The organism is Williamsia sp., assembly GCF_036566845.1.
Classification (GTDB): Bacteria; Actinomycetota; Actinomycetes; order Mycobacteriales; family Mycobacteriaceae; genus Williamsia.
This window is the reverse complement of the sequence record NZ_DATCVM010000168.1, coordinates 1-5433: the sequence shown is the minus strand read 5'-3', so window position 1 is coordinate 5433 and position 5433 is coordinate 1. Positions and strand designations below refer to the sequence as shown.

Annotated in this window: 4 protein-coding genes; 1 reads left to right on the top strand and 3 read right to left on the bottom strand. The window is 64.0% G+C overall.

Translation table 11 applies throughout. The features are described from left to right. Window positions 1–1361 (bottom strand): aldehyde dehydrogenase family protein (locus VIQ49_RS16270; protein ID WP_331886435.1); only part of this gene is annotated, 1361 nt, incomplete at its 3' end. A gap of 198 nt (window positions 1362–1559) precedes the next feature. On the opposite strand from VIQ49_RS16270, the gene VIQ49_RS16265 reads away from it, so the two are divergent. Next, the gene (locus tag VIQ49_RS16265) at window positions 1560–2780 is read left to right on the top strand and encodes a CoA transferase (RefSeq protein WP_331886434.1); all 1221 of its coding nucleotides are present in this window, start codon (window positions 1560–1562) and stop codon (window positions 2778–2780) included. A 74-nt stretch (window positions 2781–2854) separates the two neighbouring features. Here VIQ49_RS16265 and VIQ49_RS16260 read toward each other — a convergent pair whose 3' ends face one another. Together VIQ49_RS16260 and VIQ49_RS16255 are read right to left on the bottom strand one after the other, a co-directional pair. Further along, window positions 2855–4060 (bottom strand): amidohydrolase family protein, encoded by a 1206-nt coding sequence (locus tag VIQ49_RS16260; protein ID WP_331886433.1) that lies wholly within the window; start codon window positions 4058–4060, stop codon window positions 2855–2857. 50 nt (window positions 4061–4110) lie between these two features. Next, entirely contained in the window at window positions 4111–5307 is a 1197-nt protein-coding gene (locus VIQ49_RS16255; protein WP_331886431.1) for an acyl-CoA dehydrogenase family protein, read from the bottom strand. Window positions 5308–5433: the final 126 nt, after the last annotated feature.

The following is a 5433-nucleotide window of genomic DNA, read 5'->3' as shown; positions in this document are numbered from 1 at the left end:
CCGAACGGTGCGTCGGCGCCGTAGAACATTCCGCCGTTGACACCGATCGACCCGGTGCGGATCCGTCGAGCCACGTTCAGTCCACGCTCCCCCGACCCCGACATGACGGCACCGGCCAGTCCGAACGCGCTGTCGTTGGCGATGCGGACCGCGTGGTCATCGTCATCGAACGGGATCAGGATCGCCACCGGACCGAAGATCTCCTCCTGCGCGATGGCCGACGAGTTGTCCACCCCGACAATCACTGTCGGCTCCACGTAGTTTCCGCCGGACAGGTGGGCGGGGAGATTGCGAGGGGTGCCGCCGCCGGTGGTGAACTCCGCGCCGTCGGCACGGGCCCGGTTCAAGTGTGTGAGGATCCGCTGCTTTTGCGCGTCGCTGATCACCGGCCCGACAAAGGTGTCTTCGAGGACCGGATCACCGATCGGGAGCATGGTGAACCCAGCGGTCACACTCGTCACGGCATCGTCGAACAGCGAACGATGGACCAGGACACGGGACGTGGCGGCACAGGCCTGCCCGGCATGGGCCACCGAAGCCAGTGCACCGTAGATGATCTTGCCGGGGTCGGCGTCGTCGAGCACGATCAGCGCTGATTTGCCGCCCAGTTCGAGGAAGGTGCGTTTCATGGTGTCGGCGCCGCGGCGCATCAGCAACTTGCCGACAGCGGTCGACCCGGTGAACGACACCATGTCGACACGTGGGTCCGTGGCCAACAGCTCGGCGACCTCGTTGGAAGGCGTTGTCACCACGTTGATGACACCGGCCGGGAAGTCGGTGAGCTCGGCGATCAGCCGGCCCAACCGGGTGGCATTCCACGGAGTGTTCGGATCAGGTTTGAGCACAACGGTATTACCCGCGGCCAGTGCCGGCCCCAACTTGTTGAGGGTGACCTCCATCGGATAGTTCGACGGGCAGATCGCCGCCACCACACCGACAGGTTCCTGCACAACGGTTCTCACATTGCGGTCACCGAACAGACCACCGCCGTCGAGGATTCGTTCCCATTCGAAGTGATCGATCAGCGCCGCGGGATACCGCAGTGACTGAGCCAGTGGCCAGTCCAGTTGTGCGTCTTTGGTTGTGACCACCGGACACCCGACCTCGGCGATCAGTTCGTTCCGAAGATCGTCCTGCTCTCCTTCGATGGCCGACTGCAGCTGCTCGAGGCATCGCCGACGCAGCGCCCGATCGGTCGACCAGGTCGTCTCATCGAATGCCCGCCGGGCCGCGGCGATCGCACGCTCCATGTCGACCACACCTGCGGCAGCTGCCGCGCCGAGGACACGTCCGGTCGCCGGGCTGAGATTGTCGTACTCGGCGCCATCGGCGGCACCGACCAGTTGACCGTCGATGAGCATTCGACACTCGGCCTTCGGCGCCACCCGTTGCCCCAGTTCCACACTCGATTCGGAACCTTCGACGCCGGGCCCCCCACCGCCAAGCCCTTCGACGCTGATGTTGGTCAAGTCAACTCCTGATCATCAGTACTGACTAACTGTAGTTCTTACAGTAGGCTCGAACAATAAGCTCGTCAATCAGTTGGAATAGGAGTGCGGATGTCCTCATTGTTGAGCGGTGTCACCGTGGTCGAACTGGCGTCATGGACGTACGTCCCGAGCGCGGGGGTCATCCTCCGCGACTGGGGTGCCGATGTGATCAAGATCGAGGACACCCGTGGCGGCGACCCCTGTAGGCAACTGACTGTCGGCGGCCTGCAGCCGCAGGATTCGCGGGTCCAGGTCAGCTTCATGATGGAGATCGGCAACCGGGGCAAGCGCAGTATCGGCATGGACATCAAAACCCCGCAAGGCCGAGCAATCTTCGGCAAGTTGATCGCCAATGCCGATGTGTTCCTGACCAACTGGCTGCCGGGACCGCTCGAACGCGCCGGACTCACCGTCGACGCCCTTCGCGCGATGAACCCGAACATCATCATCGCCCGGGGAAGCGGTCAGGGCCCACAGGGACCCGACCGCGACAAGGGCGGTTTCGACGCCTCCGGCTACACCGCCCGGGCCGGCGTCGCCTACGCGCTGACGCCCGAAGGCAGCGAGTTCCCGTTCGCCCAGGGCCCGGCCTTCGGCGATCTGCAGGGTGGCAGCACACTCGCCGGCGGGATCACGGCCGCGCTGTTCCATCGCGAGCGCACCGGTGAGCCCGACATCGTCGACGGTTCCCTACTCGCGCAAGGTATGTGGGCTGTGGCCCCGGACATCATCGCCGCCGATCACTACGGGATCGACCGCATCCCGGCCTACGCGCCGGGCGATGCCCCCAATCCCGTCGTCAACCGCTACAAGACCCGCGACGACCGCTGGTTGCAACTTGTGTTCCTGCAAGCCGACCGCTATTGGGCGGGCTTCTGTGAGCGGATCGAACGCCCGGACCTGGCGGCCGATGAACGCTTAACACCGATCGCCAATCTCATCGCCAACAAAGACATCGCGACGGCCGAACTGCGAGAGATCTTCGCGCAGCGCGATCTTGCCGAATGGTCCAAGCTACTGGCCGACGAGCCCGGGGTGTGGGCCAGTCTCGCCACACCGCGAGAAGTCCTCGACGACCCCCAGGTGAGCGCAAACGGCTACCTGATGACGGCGACAGACGACAATGGCGTCGCCTTCCGGACCGTCAGTGCACCAATCCAGTTCAACCACACCGCGCCCGCGAGTGCCTGTGCCCCCGAATACGGCGAGCACACCGAGACCATCCTCCTCGAACTCGGTCTGGACTGGGACGAGATCATCGCCGCAAAGGAATCCGGCGCGATCATCTGACATCTCCTGACGCTGCGCCGACAAGGCTCTGGCGCCGGAGGGCTTCCCCGGCGCCAGAGCCAAAAGGATCTCGGCTACCCGACGCGGACCTTCGCCTCGATACCGAGCAGGTCTAACATATTGCCACCCATGATCTTTCGTGTGTCTTCCTCGGACAGACCGGAGAGCTTGCTGTCGATCAGACTCAGCGGGTCCCCGAGCCCTTCCGGATGTGGCCAGTCCGAGCCGAAGAGCACGTGATCGGCCCCGAGGAGGTCCACCACCTCGGCGTAGCTGTCCTCCCAGAAGGGGTTGACGTACACGCAGCGCCTGAAGGCGTCGATGGGGTTCTCCAAGAACAACTGTGGCAGCTTCTTGTAGGTGAGTTCGAGGTTCCGGAACAGCGTCGGCAACCAGTCCGCCCCGTTCTCTATCAGCAGAAGCTTCAGATCCGGCACCCGGGAAAGGGTCCCGTGACAGGTCAAGGCGGTCATCGCATCCTCGATGGCACGACTGCCCATTGCGGCGGTGCGGAACCCCGTGGTCGGTGCAAACGGCTTGTATTCCGACGCCGGCTCCCAGATGTTGAGCACCTCGGAGTAGCCGCTGTCCGAGGCATGCATCGAGACCGGGATGCCGGCATCGACGCAGGCCTGCCAGAACGGGTCGAACTCTTCGAAACCGAAGGACCGCGACCCCTTGTACCCGGGGACCGGAGCCGGGCGCACCAGGACGGTGCGGGCTCCGCGCTCGAGGCACCAGTGCAACTCCTCGATCGCCCGCTCCACGATGGGGAGCGTGATGACCGGGGTCGCAAAGATCCGGTCCTCGTAGTTGAACGTCCACTGCTCGAACATCCACTCGTTCAATGCGTGGATGACGTCGTGCGTCAGCTCCGGATCGTCCTTCAGACGTTCCTCGACAAGCGACGCCAGCGTGGGGAACATCAGCGCATAGTCGACGCCCAACTCGTCCATCTTCTCCAGCCTCGCGGCCGGTTCCCGGAACGCCGGAATGGATTTCATCGCCTTGCCCATGATCTCCCGGGCACTCTTGCCATCCGGGTTTCCGTTGCGGAAGTAGTCTTCCTGCGCTCCCGGTGCGGCGACTGCGGAAAACGTCGGGTTGGGAATGAACTCACTGATGGTGTCCCGGACAACGATCTTGGTCCGCCCGTCGATGTCGACGTAGCGGATCGTGCCCTTGGCATGGTCCGGTAGGAACTTGGTCAACGCCTCCCTTGTCTCGTACATGTGGGAGTCCGAATCGAATACCGGGAAGTTGACTTTGCGCGACGGCATGTTTGCACACTCCTTGTTGTGAAAGTTCTTTTGCCACAGAGAGGAATCGGCTAGCGGCCGGCCTTCACCTTGGGCGGTGAGTAGTCTGGGCGACCCAGACCCAGTGCGTGCTGGGCGATCATGTTGCGGAACACCTCCAGCGTGCCGCCGTAGATGCCACACAGCGGCGCCCAGCGGTAGAGGTACTCCGACGCACCGTCATCGGCGGAGCCGTCGGTCTCGATCGGCAGGGTCGACGCGGTACCCAGCACATCCATCAGGTCCGGAGAGACGTCCCGCATCGCCTGGGCTATGGCCACCCGGCCGAACATGCCCGGCGCCGACAGCGACGCCTCCATCCGCGCGGCGCTGCGGCCGAGCCGGTAGGCCACCGACGAATCGTCCAGAGCCCTTCTACCAGCAGCTGTCTCACGTGACACCGCCGCCGCCACCTTGTCGACGGTGGTCGCCATGTACAGACCCTGATGCATCATGATCGCGATGTCGTCCAGACCGTCGGGTTTACGCTCGGTCACGCCGTGCTCGACGGCCAACGGTCCCATCAGCACCGCCCAGCCGCCGTTCACCTCACCGAGCCGGTAGCGGTCGTCGACCTCGACGTCGCTGTAGTACACGATGTTGGTCCGGTCCCCGTCCACGGTGCGGATGCCCTGGATCTCGATACCGGGCGAATCCAGCGGTACCAGGAACATCGTCAGGCTCTTGTGTTTTTTGGCATCCGGGTCGGTGTTGGTGATCAGGAAGACGTACTTGCTGTTGTGAGCGCCGGTGGTGAACATCTTGGACCCGTTGATGATCCAGCTGTCGCCGTCCCGCACCGCGCGGGTCTTGGACGTCGCGATGTCCGAACCGCCCTCCGGTTCGGTGTAGCCCAAGCACATGCGGATGTGTCCGCTGAAGACGCCCGGTAGGACCTCTTCCTGAAGTTCCGGCGAGCCGAAGCTCAGCACCGACCGCGCCACGATGGCCGTTGTTCCCCACGTCACCCACGGTGCGTGAAACCGGCGCTTCTCCAGTTGCCAGATCCGCCGCGGGATCCGCCCCCAACCGCCTTCGGATTCCGAATGGAACTCGGCCGACAGGTACCCAGCGGCACCCATCGCCAGATGCACCCCCTCGTCGAAGTTGTCACCGCTTTCACGATCCCGGCGAATCACCTCGTCGGTGACGTGTGTGCTCAGAAATGTGCGCACCTCGTCGAGAAAGGCCTGATCTTCTGCCCCCAGTTCGACCTGTGAGAAATCCATGTCTGTACTCCCCTCCCTAGACCGTGACCGGTGTTGCCGTGTGGGCTTGCTGTGCACCTTCGGCACTGACGCGGGCACCGATGATCTGCGCGACACGGCGGGCGCTCACCGCCGGGTCACCGCCCG

Excerpts from the sequence above, each read along its gene's own strand:
- VIQ49_RS16265 (WP_331886434.1), top strand. The coding sequence starts at position 1,560 with ATGTCCTCATTGTTGAGCGGTGTCACCGTGGTCGAACTGGCGTCATGG.
- VIQ49_RS16260 (WP_331886433.1), bottom strand. The coding sequence starts at position 4,060 with ATGCCGTCGCGCAAAGTCAACTTCCCGGTATTCGATTCGGACTCCCAC.
- VIQ49_RS16255 (WP_331886431.1), bottom strand. The coding sequence starts at position 5,307 with ATGGATTTCTCACAGGTCGAACTGGGGGCAGAAGATCAGGCCTTTCTC.